This is a genomic window from Rhizobium sp. 01L419 (assembly GCF_056400025.1).
Map to the genome: position 1 here is coordinate 1 of NZ_JBFTSM010000033.1, position 17,282 is coordinate 17,282.

Annotated in this window: 17 protein-coding genes; 3 read left to right on the top strand and 14 right to left on the bottom strand. The window is 59.9% G+C overall.

Translation table 11 applies throughout. The annotated features are described in order from the left end of the window. Nucleotides 1-209 precede the first annotated feature (209 nt). From AC1DUP_RS35155 to arfA, 9 genes are all read right to left on the bottom strand, one after another. Nucleotides 210-500, bottom strand: coding sequence for a DUF2934 domain-containing protein (locus AC1DUP_RS35155; protein WP_115037953.1), 291 nt, complete (start codon nt 498-500; stop codon nt 210-212). A gap of 231 nt (nt 501-731) precedes the next feature. Continuing rightward, the gene (locus tag AC1DUP_RS35160; protein WP_113311853.1) at nt 732-1,199 is read right to left on the bottom strand and encodes an MEKHLA domain-containing protein; all 468 of its coding nucleotides are present in this window, start codon (nt 1,197-1,199) and stop codon (nt 732-734) included. A 101-nt stretch (nt 1,200-1,300) separates the two neighbouring features. Next, nucleotides 1,301-2,065, bottom strand: a complete 765-nt coding sequence (locus AC1DUP_RS35165) for a GNAT family N-acetyltransferase (protein ID WP_477837097.1) — start codon at nt 2,063-2,065, stop codon at nt 1,301-1,303. Between the two features lie 259 nt (nt 2,066-2,324). Then, nucleotides 2,325-3,248, bottom strand: a complete 924-nt coding sequence (locus AC1DUP_RS35170) for an ArsR family transcriptional regulator (protein ID WP_113311855.1) — start codon at nt 3,246-3,248, stop codon at nt 2,325-2,327. A gap of 163 nt (nt 3,249-3,411) precedes the next feature. Continuing rightward, the gene (locus tag AC1DUP_RS35175; RefSeq protein WP_113311856.1) at nt 3,412-4,236 is read right to left on the bottom strand and encodes a carbohydrate ABC transporter permease; all 825 of its coding nucleotides are present in this window, start codon (nt 4,234-4,236) and stop codon (nt 3,412-3,414) included. A 1-nt stretch (nt 4,237) separates the two neighbouring features. Continuing rightward, the gene (locus AC1DUP_RS35180; protein WP_113311882.1) at nt 4,238-5,071 is read right to left on the bottom strand and encodes a carbohydrate ABC transporter permease; all 834 of its coding nucleotides are present in this window, start codon (nt 5,069-5,071) and stop codon (nt 4,238-4,240) included. Nucleotides 5,072-5,168: 97 nt separating this feature from the next. Then, nucleotides 5,169-6,437 (bottom strand): ABC transporter substrate-binding protein, encoded by a 1,269-nt coding sequence (locus AC1DUP_RS35185; RefSeq protein WP_113298959.1) that lies wholly within the window; start codon nt 6,435-6,437, stop codon nt 5,169-5,171. A gap of 140 nt (nt 6,438-6,577) precedes the next feature. Further along, on the bottom strand, nt 6,578-7,663 hold the full coding sequence (locus AC1DUP_RS35190; protein WP_113311857.1) for a sn-glycerol-3-phosphate ABC transporter ATP-binding protein UgpC: 1,086 nt from the start codon (nt 7,661-7,663) through the stop codon (nt 6,578-6,580). A 62-nt stretch (nt 7,664-7,725) separates the two neighbouring features. Beyond that, the gene (gene arfA / locus AC1DUP_RS35195) at nt 7,726-9,246 is read right to left on the bottom strand and encodes an arabinosylfuranosidase ArfA (protein WP_113311858.1); all 1,521 of its coding nucleotides are present in this window, start codon (nt 9,244-9,246) and stop codon (nt 7,726-7,728) included. 257 nt (nt 9,247-9,503) lie between these two features. Here arfA and AC1DUP_RS35200 point away from each other — a divergent pair, with 257 nt between their 5' ends. Together AC1DUP_RS35200 and AC1DUP_RS35205 are read left to right on the top strand one after the other, a co-directional pair. Beyond that, nucleotides 9,504-9,746: a DUF982 domain-containing protein gene (locus AC1DUP_RS35200; RefSeq protein WP_113311859.1), complete on the top strand. Its 243-nt coding sequence runs from the start codon at nt 9,504-9,506 to the stop codon at nt 9,744-9,746. A 58-nt stretch (nt 9,747-9,804) separates the two neighbouring features. After that, nucleotides 9,805-10,041: a hypothetical protein gene (locus AC1DUP_RS35205; RefSeq protein ID WP_113311860.1), complete on the top strand. Its 237-nt coding sequence runs from the start codon at nt 9,805-9,807 to the stop codon at nt 10,039-10,041. A 31-nt stretch (nt 10,042-10,072) separates the two neighbouring features. Here the strand turns inward: AC1DUP_RS35205 and AC1DUP_RS35210 are convergent, their stop codons facing one another. Further along, a complete protein-coding gene (locus AC1DUP_RS35210; RefSeq protein ID WP_115037955.1) occupies nt 10,073-11,524 on the bottom strand; it encodes an aldehyde dehydrogenase in 1,452 nt (483 codons plus the stop codon). 296 nt (nt 11,525-11,820) lie between these two features. Between AC1DUP_RS35210 and AC1DUP_RS35215 the strand changes: the two genes are divergently transcribed. Further along, the gene (locus tag AC1DUP_RS35215; RefSeq protein ID WP_113311862.1) at nt 11,821-12,717 is read left to right on the top strand and encodes an AraC family transcriptional regulator; all 897 of its coding nucleotides are present in this window, start codon (nt 11,821-11,823) and stop codon (nt 12,715-12,717) included. Between the two features lie 25 nt (nt 12,718-12,742). Here the strand turns inward: AC1DUP_RS35215 and AC1DUP_RS35220 are convergent, their stop codons facing one another. The 4 genes from AC1DUP_RS35220 to AC1DUP_RS35235 form a co-directional block, all read right to left on the bottom strand. Next, nucleotides 12,743-14,377: an FGGY-family carbohydrate kinase gene (locus tag AC1DUP_RS35220; protein ID WP_113311863.1), complete on the bottom strand. Its 1,635-nt coding sequence runs from the start codon at nt 14,375-14,377 to the stop codon at nt 12,743-12,745. Nucleotides 14,378-14,441: 64 nt separating this feature from the next. Further along, the gene (locus AC1DUP_RS35225) at nt 14,442-15,170 is read right to left on the bottom strand and encodes an SDR family oxidoreductase (protein WP_113298967.1); all 729 of its coding nucleotides are present in this window, start codon (nt 15,168-15,170) and stop codon (nt 14,442-14,444) included. A gap of 24 nt (nt 15,171-15,194) precedes the next feature. Continuing rightward, complete coding sequence (locus AC1DUP_RS35230) at nt 15,195-16,457, bottom strand: ABC transporter permease subunit (RefSeq protein ID WP_113311864.1); 1,263 nt, start codon at nt 16,455-16,457, stop codon at nt 15,195-15,197. After that, nucleotides 16,454-17,275 (bottom strand): ATP-binding cassette domain-containing protein, encoded by an 822-nt coding sequence (locus AC1DUP_RS35235; protein ID WP_477837104.1) that lies wholly within the window; start codon nt 17,273-17,275, stop codon nt 16,454-16,456. The genes AC1DUP_RS35230 and AC1DUP_RS35235 overlap by 4 nt, the downstream gene beginning before the upstream one ends. Between the last annotated feature and the right edge of the window lie 7 nt (nt 17,276-17,282).

Genomic DNA, 17,282 nt, shown 5'->3' on the forward strand with positions numbered 1-17,282 from the left:
GCAAAGCGTGTCCTTCGACGTTGGCCAGGAGGCCAGGATCGGAAGACCGGCAAGTCGAAGGCCGAGAACGTCAGATCGCTCTGAACCGAGCGGGATCTCCTTCTCGACAAGCCCAATGCATCGCGGGGCGCCATTGAATGGCGCCCCGCTCAAGCAATACCACCAGCCGGCCGAATTCGCCGGCGCGACTCAGGCCAAGGACCCGCTCTTCAGTGCTTTGTAGCGCTCGCGACCTTGGTTGATTTCGGCGGCCGGGCTGTCGTAGGAACGCTCTGCGCGCCAACTTTGGATTTGCTGGCACCTTTCGTCTTCGAAGGCAAATCCGCTGCGACAGCTTTCTTCGACCGAGATTTCTTGACAGGTTGTCCGCCCGCGTCGGCGCTCGCGGCGATTTCCTGAAACGCCTGCAACCAGTGCTTCATGTCCTCCCCATGGGGCCGGCCTTCCTGTTCCCAGATCTCGTAGGCGCGCTGTCTGATTCGGTCTTCGCTCGATGCCATCGGTTTTTCTCCATGTCGGATTGTTGTCCGGATCAGACAAATGGCGCGGTCGGTTACGGCGGCAACTATGGTGCATGTATTTATTGGCTGGGTTTCATCACGAAAACGCGATGGGTCGACTATGCTTCCGGGCAACTTCGAGGTTTCCAGCCGCCGGTTAGGATCGTCTCGCACCAGAGGCCGGGGCGCTTCAGCGAAAGCTCGATATGATTCCTAGGCGCCATTGCTGATTTAAGAGGTTGGTATCTCAACCCACTGAGAAAACATCGCAGCCTGGCCGAAATCCTGCCCTTCCGCGTTTCGGAGCTGCCAGACTATCCCGTCTTCCATCCAGAAGCGGCTCCCTGACTTCGTGACGCGCAGACCACGATAGCCCGCCATATAGCCGTTTTGCGCCACAGCATCGAGCAGCATCTGACGCTCTCCCCGTTCGCTGGGGCCGGCCGACAGCCTGGATTCCAGCTTTACGAATTCGCTCCAGCTATATCCAAACCGCCTCTGGGCCGCACCGTTGGCGTAGACAAACACAGGACTGGGCGCGGTATTATGGGCCAGGACCACAAAAGGGGCATCGCCGTAGAGCCACTCGGGCCCACGTTCCTTGGGAACAAGAGCTCTGCCGACGAGACGTCTGAAGCTCCCGGTGAGAAGCTCGAAAAATTCCGGGTCGTTCGGGTTCAGTTCACCATTCAGCTGCATATGGTTTCCTTCTCCAGCGCGGGCACTGCACGCATCTTCGCGCCCCATGTATTCACCGAACATGGGCACCGGTGCGGCAGCCGCACCGGTGGGAGGGGCCTTTAGTTCGGCAAGAGATAGTTCTTGCGGATATACGAGAGCTTGAAGCCTGCCTTGGTCAGGTTTCCGAAGGATATGTTCGGCTGCCCCTCCTGAGGTTCACTTGTCTCGACCGCAAACAGAGAAACGCCCTGGGCCAGGCCTTCGTTCAGCCGGGCATTGATCAGCGCTTTTTGCGCTCCGCGATTTCGGTATTCAGGGAGTGTCGCTCCTGCTCCTAGCCAGGCGCAACCATTCTCTATAAACAGCGCCCCCGTGCCGACCGGCGTGCCCTCCAATTCCGCAATGAAGCAGGCCCAGCCGCTTTTGCCGACAAGGCATGACCAGAGCGGCTCAAGCTCCGCCGGAAAACCAAAGCCTGCGCACATCAGCTTGCCAAAAGTCGGAGCGTCATCGATACCGGCCAAGCGTGCACGCACGGGCCCTTCGGTTGAAAGCGGAGCGACTGGAGCGGATCGCGTGAGCTTTGCCCAGGCACCGTTTTCGATCAATCCCTTATCCAAAATCCATCCACGCATTTCATCGGAGGCGGAGGATTCGCTGATCTGGACGTGCCGTCTGCCTGTTTTGGTCTTCATCCAACCAAGCGCGGCGTCGAGTTCGTCGATGTCATTCAGGGCCAAAATGCGATTGAGGCCAATGGCGGGAGCCGATGGCAGCGAAATGGCACAGCCGTCGCCCAATGGCATGCAGGCAAATTCGACGCTGTCCTTGAATGGTTGGGGCGTTATCCTGGCCAGATCAACGAAAGCCTTGGCCTCGATCATCTCTTCCCTGGCAATTCGATCGTTTGAAATGCTCAATCTATTTTCCTTTTTTATGACGAGCTGCCCACAGAGGCAGCAGTAAGTTACTGCGGCGCACACCCGTCAGGACCGGAATCGCAGCGTCGAGATAGCCTCCCTTTTCCTCGCGGATAAAGTGTGCGGCGGTCAAGAGAGGTCAAGAGCAACCACGGAGGGCAATGGATAGGCCGCTCGAACACGCAGCAAACCGTTGCGGCAATCGTCGTTGGCTCGTCGCGCGTCAGAAAAAGATCGACATGACCAGATCCTGGTCGAAATCACCAAAACCCTTGCCGAAGAGGTTCATACCGCCTGGGTTTTCGGCTTTTTCGTCGATGCCGATGCGGAAGCGGATCGAGTGATGGTCGGCTATGCCGAGCGAGGTGATGGTCTGGGTCGAGACCATGGCGCCGTCGATCCAGGTGCCGGTCTCGTCAATCGTCCAGGTCTTGAGCTTGCCGTATTGCGAGCCCGACAGCTTCCACCAGGACGGCGAATACATGCCGCGGCGATCGCCATAGTCACCGGGCGAAGTCCAGTGTCCTGCCTTGATGCCGTTGACCCAAATCGAGATGTCGGACGGCCAATTGGCGTTGGTAGCCGGGGTTTCCGAGCTTAGTTCGGCCGTAAATTCAACCTTGCGGATCTTCTTGCCGGACACCTTGGCATTGTTCGGGAACTTGTATTCGACATAGCCTCGTGTGAACCAGAGCAATGCCGCCTGCATGCGCTGCGGGTCGAGGAAGACTTCCTGCACGTCGAGCATGCCTATGACATTGTTGACCGAACAGAGGCCGCAGGGCGCCCCCACGTCGAATTCGGTAAAGAGGCCGATCGGCATGCTGACGGTCACCACATCCTCGCTCGCCTTGGTACCGTTGGTATCGAAGCGGATGAGGATTTCGTCATAGATGCTGGAGCAGACCTTCTGATTTCCCTTCGTCGCCTTCATCGTCTGTGTCTGGATGAGGCCCGCCTGCTCGAGCGACTTCAGATTGGTCGCGGTCGTCGATTGCGGCAAGCGCATCTGCGCCGCGATGTCGTTGACATTCAGCGGCCCCTTCTGGCGCAGCAGGTTGAGGATTTCGATACGCGTCGGGGAACCGAGAGCCTGGACGACGTCAACGTCCCGCATCGGATCAACGGTTAGAAGTTTCGTCTCCATACCTTGATACTGGTTTCCAGTCTCTCTTGTTGGTTTCAGCTGATATCACGGTGGCATAGTCCATGTCGCCGCCTTTTCTGGAAGTGCCGGCCCGCGCCTCGGGAGAGCTCTCGCGGACCGGCAGGGCCTTCTCACCTCGGCCCGGAAGCAATCTCTCATGCACTCAGCCCTTGATGCCCGATGACAGCATGAGGGCCTGCGTTACGCGTTTCTGGAACAACAGATAGGCAACCGCGACCGGCATCGCGGCGAGGATTGCCACCGCCATGTCGCGCGCATATTTCACGCCAAATGCGTCTCTCGTCTGGGTGATGCCGACAGTGATCGTCATCATGTCGTCGGAGTTGGTAACGAGGAACGGCCAGAGGAAGGCGTTCCAAGCCATGATGTAGGTAATGATCGCCAGCGCTGTCGTAATACCCCAGTTCAGCGGCAGATAAAGCTTGAACAGGATCTGGAACTCGCCGCAGCCATCAAGCTTGGCCGCCTCGCGCAGCTCCTTCGGCACGGAATCGAAGAACTGCTTGTAGACGATGACAACAACGGGAACGATCAGCTGGGGCAGGATGATGCCGCCCCACGTGTTGATCAGGTTCAGCTTATGCATCAGCACGAACTGCGAAATGACCAGCGCCTGCGAGGGCACCATGAAGCTCGCCAGGATGATGCCGTAGATAAGCTTGCGACCGGGAAAGACGATCTGCGACAGCGCATAGGCACACATGACGCTGATCAGGATGACGACGACGGTCACCGTCACCGAGGTGACGATCGAGTTTAGATACCAGGTCGATAGCTTGGTTTCGAAGAGGGCATAATAATAGCCTGAGAAATTGAAGACGTCAGGGAAAAGGGTGGTCTTGTTGACCACGTCCTGTTCCGGCTTGATGGACGTCACGATCGCCCAATAGATCGGAAAAGCCCAGGTGCAGGCGATCATCACTGTGAGGATCAGAAGAAGCGTATTGCCGATTGATTTGCCGGGCATCTCAGCGCTCCCTCACTCGCAGGAGCTGATATTGCAGCACCGAGACGACGACAATGATGATGAACAGGATCACCGCGACTGCGGAGCCGAGACCACCGTGGTTCGATCGGAAAGCCTCGCGATAGACGAGTTGCAAGAGCACATACGTGGAATTGAACGGCCCGCCCTCTGTCAGCAGATAGACCTGATCAAAGATCTTGAGCTGCAGGATGAGCTGCAATGTCAGCACCAGCGCGGTTACCGGCCAGATCAGCGGCCAGGTGATGCGCTTGAAGCACTGCCAGCGCGTCGCGCCGTCAAGCGTCGCCGCCTCGTAATAGTCGTGGGGAATGTTGCGCAGGCCGGCAATGAAGAGCAGCAGATTGAAGCCGTTGGTCCACCAGACCGTCACGAGCGCAACCATGGGCATGGCCCATATCGGATCGCGGAAGACGCTGACGCGTGAGCCGGTGAAGGCTTCGATCGCGAACTGTGCGATCCCGAATTGCTGGTCGAGCACCCATTTCCAGATCTGGGTGACAACCGAAACCGGAAGAATATACGGGATGAAGAAGAGCACCAGCACGAGGCTCTGCATCCAGCCTTTCAGGCGCACGACCATCAGTGCCAGCCCAAGGCCGATCAACGTGTTCGGGATAACCGTCAAAACGACGAAATAACCGGTATTCCAGACCGATGTATAGAAGAGCTTCTGATGGAAGAGCCTGATATAATTGTCGAAGCCGACCCATTGGCCTTCGCCGACGAGCGGGGCGTCGGTAAAACTCAAGGCGAACATCTTATAGACCGGATAGGCAAACACGACCGCATAGGCGATCAGGAACGGTGCAATCATGGTGATCGCCGTTATCGTCTTGCGCCGCTTTTCATTGTTGACCACAGATCATCTCCCTGGAGGAAGGCTGGCCGGAGATACTCCGGCCAGCATCGTCTCACTGCTGGCTCTGCAGCTCCTCACGCATCTGATCGATGGCATCCGCCGGATCGAGCTGACCGTTCAGAGCCGGAACCACGAAGTTCTGTGTTGCCTCGTAGATCGGGCCTGCGACACCGGCGAGCTTGGAAACCGGATCGAAGACAGCCGTATCGGCAAGCTTCGCATAAGTGGCATTCGGCTGCATTTCCTTGAATTCCTTGCTGTCCGTCACCGGTTTGAAAGCAGGAATATGACCGGCGCTGGCCCAGGAAATGCTGTGCTGGTTCATCCAGGCAATGATCTGCAGGACGGCCTTCAATTTTTCAGGGGTGATCGGCTTGCTGTCGCTGTTCGGAACGGCGAAGGAATGTGAATCCGCCCAGGTGGCCTGGGTACCCATCAGGTTCGGGATTTCGATGGCGCCCCATTCGAAGCCGAGCTCACCCTTCTTGGCGAGATCGGCCATCGTCGGCACTTCCCAGACGCCGTTGACATGCATTGCGGCTTTGCCCGAGGTGAAGAGCGCAATCGAAGCTTCGTAGGAGATAAGTTTCGGCGAATAGCCTGAGGAAACCCAGTTCGCCATGGTCTGAAGCGCCTTTACACCGGCATCGCCCGGCAGGATCTGGTCGCCGTCGATGAACTTGGCGCCCTGCTGGGAGAGCAGCGTGTAGAAGACGCGCCACATGGAGCCGCCTTCATCCGTGTGCAGCGAAAGCGGATATTCGACCTTGCCTGTCGCCTTGATCTTGTCGAGCGCGGCGTTGAAATTGGCCAGACCGTCGAGGCCCTTCGGCAGACCGTCATCGCCCAGCAGACCGGCTTCCTTCAGAATGGTCTTGTTATAGTAGAGAACGATCGAGTGGACGTCGAAAGGAATGCCGTAGACCTTGTTGTCGAAGGTAGCCTGCTTCCAGGCCGCGTCGACGTAGTTTTCCTTCTTGATGCCTGCGGAAGCAAGCTCCTCGTCCGAGAAGGGCCGCAGGATACCGGTTGGCACGGCGAGCGGATAACGCGACATGTGATAGGTCATGATATCCGGCTGCTGGCCGACAGCAGCTGACGTTTGCACCTTGGTGTAGAAGGGCACGCCCCATTCAAGCGTCGTGGCGTTGATCTTGATGTCGGGATGGGTGTCGTTGAATTCCTTGATGAGCGCTTTCATGCGCACACCGTCGCCGCCGCTTAAGAAATCCCACCAGGTGATGTCCGTCTGCGCGAATGCGGCTGCCGAGGGCAGCAATGCGATGGCCGCCGAAACGGCAAGTTTTAAGAGTTTTCTCACGTTTGTTCCTCCTCTAAAGCATGGGTTGGGTCACCCCGGTGCCCGGGGCGGCTTCTGTCGCGGACCTCCTCCAAAGGCGCGCGATCACGTCTCCTGCATTCCTTTCCGGTCTCCGGATCACAGCTCCGGACCCCGTTCAATCAGCTGAGCCTTCTGCCTTCGGCATCGAAGGCCAGCATCTCAGGCACTCTCAGAGAGAGGCTGATCTTCTCCTTCGGCTGAGGCCTGCTTTCGCGGCACTCAACCGTCATCTCCGCATTGGTCGCGGTCAGCACGTGAAGATATCCGGTGCCGCCAAGCTCTTCGGTGAATTCAGCGGTGACAGGCAGCGTCAGGCCTCCATCTGAGGCGCCAAGCCCGATATTCTCGGGCCGGACGCCGACATTGATGGCTGCGCCTTTAGCGACCGGGCTGCGTGTCGGCAGCTCGAAAACCTGACCCGGCGCGTCATCGAGTTCGATGCGGGCGGAGCTCTGGCCAGCGGCAACGACCTTTCCCTTCAGAAAGTTCATGCCCGGCGAACCGATGAACCCAGCGACGAACATGTTTTGTGGATCGCGATAGAGCTCCAGGGGCGCGCCGACCTGCTGGACGATGCCCTCCTTCAACACGACGATCTTGTCGGCAAGCGTCATCGCCTCGACCTGGTCATGGGTGACATAGACCATCGTCGCACCGATCTGCCGGTGCAGGCGGGCGATCTCCATGCGCATTTTCACGCGCAATTCGGCATCGAGGTTGGAGAGCGGCTCGTCGAACAGGAAGACCCGCGGCTCGCGCACGATGGCGCGGCCGATCGCCACCCGCTGGCGCTGGCCGCCGGAAAGCTGGCTCGGTTTGTGTTGCAGGTAGTCCCCGAGGCGAAGGATATCGGCGGCCGCCTTCACCTTCTGCTGGATCTCTGCCTTCGGCCGCTTGGCAATCGACAGGCTGAAGGCCATGTTTTCGAAGACGGAAAGATGCGGATAGAGCGCGTAGGACTGGAAGACCATGGCGACGCCGCGTTTTGACGCCTCCCTGTGCGTTACGTCTTCATTCTCGATGCTGATCTGCCCGCCGCTCGTTTCCTCGAGTCCCGCAATCATCCTCAGCAACGTCGATTTCCCGCAGCCGGAAGGCCCGACGAAAACGGCGAACTCACCCTGCTCGATCTCGATATCGACGCCGTGAATGACAGCGAAGGACCCGAACGACTTCCTGACGTCAGTCAGTTTTATCCCAGACATATATCCTCCCGATGGGCACTCCGGACGGGGCAGCCTCCTCCGCTGCCCCGATGGCATTCAGCTCACGCCGAGGCGACGGACAGCAGGATGAAATGATAGGATTTCGCCGGCAGCGATCCGGTGAGCCTACCCTCGTCGGTGACCTGGAGGCCGGACCCTGCCTTCGGCACGATGCGGTTCTGGTCTTCGACAGAGTTGCGCGCCTTCAGATCGTCGCCCACCATCGTATGATGCTGGACGATCTTCGCGCCCTTGAAGCCCTGCAGGGCGACATCGAGATCGATCGCCTCGTCAAGGCTACGGTTGATCGCAAAGAGCGCGATGCTCTTGCCATCCTCCTGCAACACCGCCGAAAGATCGAGATAGGGCACGTCCTGCGCCACCTCGCAATCATAGGTCGGGCCTGACGCGGAAATGTTGAGAGCTGTGCCGCGGCCATACTTCGAAGCAAACTGCAGCGGGTAGTAGATCGACTGGCGCCAGGCCGGTCCACCCGCCTTGGTCAGGATCGGGGCGATGACGTTGACGAGCTGCGCCATGCAGGCGATCTTGACGCGGTCGGAACGGCGGATAAAGACGTTGATCAGCGATGCAACGAAGATCGCGTCCTCGAGATTATAGAGTTCTTCGAGCAGCGGCGGGGCTTCTGGCCAATCCCAGTTCTTATAGCGCTGATCGTCTTCCTTGCGATCGTGATACCAGACGTTCCATTCGTCGAAGCAGATCTTCACGTCCCGCTTCGACCGCTTCTTCGCCTTGATGTAGTCGATGACGCCGCCGATCGTGACGATGTAGCGATCGAGTTCGATCGCCTTGGCATAGTAGTTGAGCGTGTCGTTTTCTTCGTTGCCGAAATATTTGTGCAGCGAGATATAGTCGACGCTGTCATAGCTCGCATCGAGAACCTGTGCCTCCCACTCGGGATAGGTCTTCATCTTGTCGTTAGACGAACCGCAGACCACGGTCTCGAGCGTCTTGTCGAAATATTTGAAGGCCTTGCTGACGTCATTGGCAAGCAGACCATATTCGGTTGCGGTCTTATGACCGACCTGCCAGGGACCATCGATCTCGTTGCCGAGGCACCAGATGCGGACATTGTGCGGGTCCTTGTATCCGTGCTTGGCGCGCAGGTCACTCCAGTAGGTACCACCAGGATGGTTGCAATATTCGAGGAAATTGCGGGCATCATTCAGGCCGCGCGAACCGAGGTTCATGGCGAGCATCATCTCGGTCTTTGCGAGCTTCGACCAGTCGGCGAATTCGTTGACGCCCATCTGGTTGGTCTCGCGGGTCCGCCAGGCAAGATCAAGACGCGTCGGACGCTGATCGCGCGGGCCGATGCCGTCTTCCCAATGATAGGCCGAAACGAAATTGCCGCCCGGATACCGGACGATCGGCATATCGAGATCGCGCACCATATCAAGAACGTCGGTACGGAAACCTTCCTTATCAGCTTTTTCGTGACCCGGCTCATAAATACCGGTGTAAACGGCACGGCCCATATGCTCCAGAAAGGAGCCATAGACGCGCTTGTCGACGGTCGAGATGGTAAATTCCCTATTCAGGGTCGCTTTAGCCCGCATTGATGTTCCTCGTTTATTGAATTTAATTTTTGAGCAAGCTATTCTGAGAGGTTTTTTTAATCAAGTATTTTGTTTCATATCAAAAAAACAGTTTCAGTATGGTGCCAGACCAGCGAAATCTATGAGAAATCAGGCGTTTCGGTCCCGGTCGCGGTTCTCCGCCGGGTCGATAAAGCCGCGATTAACCAACCAATCTCAAGGGCGGGAACAAATTCCTTCTCCAGGCGTTTGGGCGCTCGCAACAGGAGGAGGAAAAGATGCCAAATGCCCAATGGAGCAAACCGATCGAAATCAAGTTCGACAATTCCGGATCCAGGACGGTCATGGGCCCGTTCGACGCACTCATCTATCTTCACGACGGGTGGCCACGGCGCACGGGGGCAAAATTCGTCAAAGCAAGCAACGCCTGCAAGGGCGCCGTGGAAGGACGTGTGAGCCTGGAAACGGCAAGGGAAGATTTTCTCGCTGCAGCAGCAGAAGCGAAACTAACCACACATTGAGCCCAGGGGCGGACGCGCACATGCGGCGTCCACCCATATTTATAAGGAGGGAGACTGCATGCGCGCCTTGCTAGTATCGTTGTTGACGTTGGCCGTGGCCACCATTTCGACAGACTCGGCCATCTCTGCCGACATGATTCAAGGTTATGAACGACCCCATGTCGTCAAGCATCGGCCGAAGCCAGTCATTCGTGCACGCTACGTGCAGCGCCGGCATCTCGATTGCACCGATATGATCGTCGAATACCGCTACATTCCGCGCACGGAATTCGTGACGGTGTGCCACCGTCTCTGAAGCGTGCCAGGCCGGCTCGCCAACTCTCGTGTCAGATCGGATAGTGTCCGGGCTGCGATGCCACCGTAATCCACCTGAGATCGGTGAACTCGTTGATGCCGGCCTTGCCGCCGAAGCGGCCGTAACCGGAGGCTTTCACGCCGCCGAAGGGCATCTGTGCCTCGTCATGCACGGTCGGGCCGTTCACGTGGCAGATGCCGCTTTCAATCCGTCTCGCAACCTCCATGGCGCGGGCGGCATCCCTTCCGAAGACGGCGGCAGACAGGCCGTATTCCGTATCATTGGCAATCCGGACCGCCTCATCGATACCGCGCGCGCGCACCATACAGGCAACCGGACCGAAGCTTTCCTCTCCGTAGATACGCATTGATGGGGTCACGTGGTCGAGCACCGCGGCATCCATCAGCGTTCCGACCGCGCGGCCACCCGCGAGCAGGCGGGCGCCCTTGGACACCGCATCCTCGATCAGGCCGTTGACACGTTCCACCGCATCGAGGCCGATCATCGAGCCGAGCGGCGAATTGCTGTGGCGCGGATCGCCGGCCACCAGCGTCGCGGCCTTGCGGGCAAACTGATCGGCAAACACGTCGGCCACCGCTTCGTCGACGACGATCCTCTCGGTCGACATGCAGATCTGCCCCTGGTTCATGAAGGCACCGAAGGCAGCGGCTTTCACGGCTTCGCCGATATCGGCATCATCGAGCACGACGAAGGGCGCCTTGCCGCCAAGCTCCAGCAGTACGGGCTTCAGATGGCGGGCGCAGACCTCGGCGATAACACGGCCGACGCGGGTCGAGCCGGTGAAATTGACACGGCGCACCGCCGGGTGGGCGATTAACTTTTCGACGATGGATGCAGCATCGGCCGGCGCATTGCTGAGCACATTGACGACACCGTCGCCGAGGCCTGCCTCGCGCAACGTCTCGCCGATTAGATGATGCGTCTTCGGGCAAAGCTCGGATGCCTTGAGGATAACGGTATTGCCGCAGGCAAGCGGCAGGGCGACAGCGCGCACGCCGAGAATGACAGGGGCGTTCCACGGCGCAATACCGAGGACGACACCGGCCGGCTGGCGCACGGCCATCGCTAACAGGCCGGGCTTGTCCGAGGGGATCACTTCGCCGGTGATCTGCGTGCACATCGCGGCCGCTTCGCGCAGCATATTGGCGGCGAGATAGACGTTGAAGCCCGCCCAGGCGGCCGTAGCGCCCGTTTCCTCCGCCATGGCGGCGATGAATTCGCCGGTGCGGGAATCCAGCATGTCGGCGGCCTTCGAAAGGCGCTTGCGCCGCTCGGTCGGCGCCAGCGCCGACCAGGCCGGAAAGGCTGCGGCCGCGGCGGCAGCCGCCGCGTGTGCATCTTCTAGCGTCGCCGCGGCGGCCTTCGTCGCCAGCTGACCGCTAATCGGGTTTAATCGTTCGAAGGTTGCGCCGTTCGAAGCCGGGATGGCACGACCGCCAATGAGAAGCATCAGATCAACCATCTCTTTGCCTTTCAGATATGCGCTGTAAAACCCGCCAAGGGCCTGGCGCGATGATGTTTGCTGGTTTCCGGCTCCGCCGGGGCATGCGAATCGGTCACACCGATAGACCGATGTCTTTCATTAGAAGGTCCTCACCCCTATCGCCTGATATTCAAGCTCTCCTCGGGGTCCAGTAGGAACCAATCCATCGGCGAAATGAATGGATTCTCCTGGCAGTTTATTGTACTTTTCCGCGAATTCTTCAAATTCCCGCTTGGCCTGTGATCGCCCAGCCAGTCGCGTGCCCGGAGTTTATGATGTCGGAAAAGTTGCTCGAGGTGCCGGCCTTGTCGGTCACCGCATCGATGATTTCCGCCGGCCTTGGCAGTCAGACCTGGAGCGTTGACGCCCCCGCCAGCCGTCCCTTCTATCAGGCCTTCTTCGTCTCGCGAGGCAGCGCGAGCCTATCCATCGACGGACAGTCGGGGCTTACGCTTTCGGCACCTGCGTCACTTTGGCTGCCGCGACGGATTTTGGGAACTTTCGTTCTTGCCGCCGGCAGCGAGGGAGCGATGCTCTCGGCGGCCGAAGACTTTGTCCACAGAACGGTCGGCGATAGCCCGGCCGCCGTGCAGTTGCACGACATGATCGAACGCGTTGTCGTGGCTCAAAACGAAAATCTGGTGGGGCATGCGGGCGATATCGGTCGCGCGTTCGAGGTCATGACGCAGGAGGCACGGGACCGCCGACCCGGCGGGACAGCGCTTGTCGGCGCCTATTTTTCCGTGCTGCTCCTGCTGATATGGCGGGCCTCAGGGGCATCGTCGCCGACGAAGACGTCAGGCACCGGGGCGACCACCTTGCAACGGTTCAGGCAGATCGTCGAATTGCGTTACCGCGAACAGCCGGCAATTACCGATATCGCCCGAACGATGGGCATCACCTATGACCACCTGCATCGGGTCTGCATTTCCGGCGCCGGACGAAGCCCGATGGAGCTGATCCATGAAAGGCTGATCGCCGAGGCAAAGCTGCGGCTTGGGCAATCGGAACAATCCGTCGAGCAGATCGGCTTCGGGCTCGGCTTTCGCGATCCCGGCTATTTCAGCCGCTTCTTCAAAAGCCGCGTTGGCGAGCCACCTGGCGCCTACCGGCGCAAGATCGCCGCGCGGTCGGCCAAAGGCGCCGCCCCATCCTTTGCCACCTGGCCCTAAGGCACGAGCGATTGAGGCGACGGGTTCAGAACGTCCGCAACTCGCGCGTCAGCGTCTGAAGCTGCCTGAAGCCCTCGTAACGCTTTGCGTGAAGATCGGCGATCGCGCCTTGCATCGGCTTATAGGTCTCTTCGGCTGACGACAGTTTCGACATGGCTTCACGCATATCGGCAAACAGCCCGCCGGCGACGGCGCCGAGGATCGCAGCGCCCAGCATGACAGGCTCTTCAGCCTTCGTTGCGACCACCGGCTTGCCACTCGCATCGGCAAGCATTTGGCGCACGAAATCATGCTGACCGGCGCCGCCGCTGATGACGATGTTGTCGATAGTGACGCCGGCATCGGCCTGCGTGTCGATGATCTGCCTCAGGCCATAGCCGATCCCGCAAAGGCCGGCGACGTAGAGCGCAACCAGGCTGTCGATATCTCTTTCCATATCAAGCCCGGCAATGACGGCACGGGCATGCGGATCGGCAAAGGGGGCACGATTGCCGAGGAATTCCGGAACGACATGCAGGCCAGCGACAAGCTTGACGGCATCCGAGGGCTGACCCGCCTTTTGCGCAGCCCTATCCGCCAGCAGTACCGGCAAGGGAACACCATTGCGCTTCGACAGCTCCCGCGCCTCTGCGGCAGCCGGATGGAAGGAAAGCAGGTGATCGATGGCCGCACCTGCCGCGCTCTGGCCGCCTTCGTTCAACCACATACCCGGCACCATGGCCGAATAATAGGGACCCCATACGCCGGGCACGAAGGCGGGCTCTGATGTCGAGGTCATGGTGCAGGACGAGGTGCCGAAGACATAGCCGAGATTGGCCTGTGGACCGGCGCCAATACCAACGGTTCCGATCCCGCCCGCATGGGCATCAATCAGGCCGGCAGCAACCGCCGTTCCCGCAGTGAGGCCAAGTTCCTCGGCTGCAGCTGCAGTCAGGCCCTGACCGACCGCCGAGCCTGGCTCGACGATGGTCTGGCCGATGCGGGCGAAGCCCTCCTCGGCCAGCGCGCCGAGACCGATCTGGTGGAAATAGGACGCATCCCACCGCTTCTCATGGGCAAGATAAGTCCATTTGCATGTGACCGTGCAGGTGGAACGCGACAGATCACCTGTCGCCTGCCAGGTGAGAAAGTCTGCGAGATCGAAAAACTGCCAAGTGGTATCGAAGATCTGTGGGCGGTTCTCCTTCAGCCAGAGGATCTTCGGCGTTTCCATTTCCGGCGAGATACGGCCGCCGACGTAACGCAGCACGTCATGGCCGAGCGCGTTGATACGCTCCGCCTGAGGAACGGCGCGGTGGTCCATCCAGACGATGATGTTGCGGTCCGGATCTTCGGAGGGGCCGACGGGAAGCGGCCTGCCCCCCTCACCTAGCACGACAAGCGAGCAGGTCGCGTCGAAACCGAGACCCGCCACGGATGTCGGATCGATACCGCTTGCGGCAACGACCTCGCGGACGGAGGCACAGACTGCCGCCCAGATCTCGGTGCTCGACTGCTCGACGATCGAGCCGGCCTCATGAAAGAGCGTGATGTCCCGCTTGGCGGAGGCAAGCATCCGGCCATTAAGGTCGAACAGGCCCGCACGGGCGCTGCCGGTGCCGACATCGACGCCGATGACATGTTTGGCACCCGCTCCTAACGCGTGTGAAGTGTCGCTCATGATCTCTCGATTCAAATCGGCAATATCAGGCTTCTAGAGCAATCCAGAGCCGCACCTGTCAACCTCAGAGGTCGACGCTGTTCGGCAGGATTACCAGATCGCGGACCGTGACGTTGCGCGGTCTGGACAACATGAACAGCACGGCATCGGCCACTTCCTTCGGCTGCATCAGGCTGCCATTGGCAAGCGCCTCTTCCATCTTGGCTTTCGGCCAGTCATCCAGGAGCGCGGTAACGACCGGTCCAGGCAGCACCGCGCCGACGCGAACGCCATGCGGGGCGACCTGCCGGCGGGTGGAGTGGACGAAGGCCTGAACGGCGAATTTCGAAGCCGTATAGATCGGCTCCCAGACGACGGGCACGACGCCGGCGATCGAGCTGGTAAAGAGGATATCCCCGGACTTCTGGGCGATCATATGCGGCAGCACCGCATGGACCGAACGGAAGGCGGCATTGATGTTGAGGTTCAGCATACGGTCCCAGGCATCCGGATCACCTTCGGCAACCGGCCCGCCAATGTAGGCGCCGGCATTGGCGTGGAAGATATCGAGCCGGCCGGCAGCTTCCAGAATGCGCGGCAGCATTCCGGAAACCTGCGGGCCGTCGAGTAGATCGACGACGAGCGGCAGGGCGCCCTCACCGATCTCCCTGCAGAGAGCCTCGAGCCTGTCCTTGGCACGGTCGATGAGCACCACGGTGGCGCCTTCGGCATGCAGGGTGCGGGCGCATTCCAGCCCGATACCCGAAGCCGCGCCGGTGATGGCGGCGACCTTGCCCTTCATGAGATCAGTCATGCGAATACTCCTTGAGAATGCGGTTCAGGCGCGGCCGTGGCTGACACGGGACCGGCGGGCAAGCGAATCGACGATGACGGCGATTGCCAGGACGGCGCCCGTGATCATGTAGCGCAGCGACGAGCTGAGATTGAGAAGCGTAAGCCCGTTTGAAATCGCCTGAATGACGATGATGCCGAGCAGGGCCGAATAGGCGCTGCCGCGTCCGCCGAACAGGCTGGTGCCGCCAATGACCGCCGCCGCAATGGCATTGAGGTTCACGTCGCCCGTGCCCGCCTGCTGGCTGGACGACGCGAGCCGTGAGGCCGACAGGATGCCGCCGATGGTGGCAAGCGTCGAGCAGAGAACGAAGGCACTGAGATAGATGCGGCGCACATTGATGCCGGCGCGGCGTGCGGCCTCGCGATTACCGCCGACGGCAAACATGGAGCGGCCCCATTTGGTGCGGGTCAGCGCATAGTTCAGGATAACGGCAATTGCGACGAAGAGGCCGAACATCCACGGCACGCCACGGCCGAGATTGAGATAGTAGACGGCAAATTCCAGAGCAGCCGTCAGAACGATGGCCTTGACCGCAAGCGTACCGACGGGCGGCGAAGACAGGTTGGAGGCCAGCCGCTGATGGCGTTTGCGCATCTCATTGACGACCATCACCAGACCCGGCAGCAGCGCCAGCATATAGGAAAGCCAGTCGGGCATGACGAGGATCTGGCCGAAGCGCACGAGCGGCGAGGCAAAGGGCAGATTGATGCTGCCCGTCGGCCCGAGGATATAAAGCTGCATGCCAAGCAGTGCCAGGAGGCCGGCAAGTGTGGCAACGAAGCTCGGCATGCCGAGCCTGTTATAAAAAACCGCGTAAAGCGTACCGACGACGATACCGGCGATGATCGCCACCAGGATCGCCAGCGGGATCGGCCAGCCCATATTGACCCAGAGCACGCCGAGGATGGCGGAGGAAAGACCGCTCATCGAGCCGACCGAGAGATCGATTTCGCCGAGCATCAGAACGCAGACGATGCCGAGCGAGATCACGCCGACAGTGGCACAGTCGAACAGCAGGTTGACGAGATTGTTCGGTGCCAGAAACACCGGATTGAGCAATGAAAAGACCGTCGAGATGACGACGAGGCCGACGAAGACTGGCAGCATGCCAAGATCGCCCGACCGTACGCGGTCGAAGAAGGCCTTGATCATACCGCGAACGTTGTCGTCGTGGCGGACGCGTTCGTCACTGCGATCGAGAGCAGCGGCCGGCTTGCTGATGGGATTTGATATCTTCTGGCTCATGCAGGCCTCCCGCTGGTTTCATGGGGCGCGCCGGTCTTGCGCTCGATCCGGCGGGACACAGCGTTTTCGGTAGCGCCGGTGATGGAAGCGACGAGATCCTGGTTGGAAGAGTCGGGCGTAAAGACACCGTTGTTGCGCCCGAGGCGCAATACCACGATGCGGTCCGCCACGGCGCGCACGTCTTCCATGTTGTGGCTGATAATGATGACGCCGAGGCCGCGCTCGCGAACGCGCTCGATGAGGTTGAGCACTTCCGCGGTCTGGGCAACGCCAAGGGCTGCTGTCGGCTCGTCGAGCATGATGATCTTCGGATCGAGCAGCAACGAGCGGGCGATGGCAACCGTCTGGCGCTGGCCGCCCGAAAGGGAGGCAATCGGCTCGCGCACTGAGGGGATACGGGCGGCGAGTTCTCTGAGCAACGTCCAGGCGCGCACCTCCATGGCCACCTCATCGAGGCTCCAGGGGGACATTTCATGGCCAAGAAAGAGATTGGCGACCACATCGAGGTTCTCGCAGAGCGCAAGATCCTGGAAGACGGTGGCAATGCCGAGCTCCAGCGCCGCGCCGGGGCTATCGAGCGTGACATTGCTGCCGCAGAATTCGATCGTTCCGGAGGACGGCTGGTGCACGCCAGCAAGGACCTTGATAAGTGTCGATTTGCCGGCACCGTTATCGCCGACCAGCGCCACAACCTCACCGGCTTTCACTTCGAGCTCGATATCGGTCAGTGCCGAAACCGCGCCAAAATTTTTGGAAATATTGCTCAACCGGAGGATCGTCTGTCCTCTCTCCGGCATATCCTTCACGTCCCTGCTCATGGGTGCA